This window comes from Rhizorhapis sp. SPR117 (assembly GCF_021742065.1).
Genome location: NZ_JAKKIE010000178.1, coordinates 1 through 1,362, shown reverse-complemented (window position 1 = coordinate 1,362; position 1,362 = coordinate 1). Strand labels below are relative to the sequence as shown.

The 1,362-nt window shown below is 60.0% G+C and carries 1 protein-coding gene; it reads left to right on the top strand.

Features of this window, described 5'->3' with window-relative positions; all coding sequences use genetic code 11:
* Positions 1 to 75 precede the first annotated feature (75 nt).
* Positions 76 to 1,107, top strand: a complete 1,032-nt coding sequence (locus L3X40_RS21790; RefSeq protein ID WP_237367422.1) for an IS110 family transposase — start codon at positions 76 to 78, stop codon at positions 1,105 to 1,107.
* The last annotated feature ends 255 nt before the right edge of the window (positions 1,108 to 1,362 follow it).

The following is a 1,362-nucleotide window of genomic DNA, read 5'->3' as shown; positions in this document are numbered from 1 at the left end:
CTTTATGGGATGGCCCGCCCCTTTTCCCCGGCATCGGTTATGATGTTGGTGCTTAAGAAGGAAAGGAGCGGACCGATGAGTATTGTGATCCTGGGAATCGATCTGGGCAAGAATGCTTGCAGCGTGGTTGGCGTCGATGCAACAGGCGCTGTCGTTGTGCGCCGGTCAATGCGCCGCCAGACGCTGATCGACTATGTGGCCAAGCTTCCGGCGTGCGTGGTTGCAATGGAGGCATGCTGCGGCGCCCATCATCTGGGGCGCTTGTTTTCCGCACACGGGCACGAGATCAGGCTGATGTCGCCCGAGTATGTTCGGCCGTATGTCAAAGCTCAGAAGAACGATGATCGCGATGCCGAGGGGATCGCCGAGGCGGCCTCGCGCCCGACGATGCGCTTCGTCGAACTCAAGACCCAGGAGCAGCTGGATATCCAGACTCTCCACCGGGTCCGATCACGCCTCGTGGCCGAACGCCGGAGCCTGATCAACCAGTTGCGGGCGATCCTGCTGGAGCGTGGGACGATCTTCCCGGTCGGTCGCCGCAAGCTGGAACTGGGTATCGATGAGATGCTGGCCGATGAGAAGACGACATTGTCACTGCGCCTGCGGCAATTGGTAGACGAACTGCGCGCCGAATGGCGCAACCTTGATGCCAGGATCGAGGCGCTGAACGGCGAGTTCATTGAACTCGCACGCAATGATCCTGCTGCAAGAAGGTTGACCTCCATTCCTGGCGTCGGGGTCTTGAACGCAACCGCTTTGATCGCTGCCGTGGGCGATGCAAGCAGCTTCGCCAAGGCCCGGGATCTTGGGGCCTGGCTCGGCTTGGTCCCCCGACAACATACCACCGGCGGCAAGCCACGGCTGCTCGGCATCTCAAAACGCGGCAACACCTATTTGCGTACCCTGCTCATACATGGTGCCCGAGCGGCATTACCTTCGTTGTCGCAAAGCGACACCCCATTGGGACGATGGCTGAAAGCGATGATCGAGCGAGGCGTTCACCGCAATGCCGTAGTGGTTGCACTGGCCAACAAGCTGGCGCGGATCGCTTGGGCAGCTCTGCGCAAAGGCGCCACCTTTGAACGCGGCTACCCGGTCGCGGCGTAACCAGATCGGCCGCACGCTCAACGGCGCGTAGGCCAACGATGTTTGCAGGAAGGATCGAGCAGATGGCCTGACAGTCGATCGGCGTTTGGAAAGCCCGGCCAAAAAAATGGCACTCGTTGCCGGCGTCTTTATTGTGGCTCCAGACGTGCGGATGTCCATCTTGGCCATGGGTTCACCCATGAGACCGTATACGTTGACGCAGACTGATCAGAGCATCTCAAAATCTACCTTGCAAACGGGGCGGGCCATACGTTT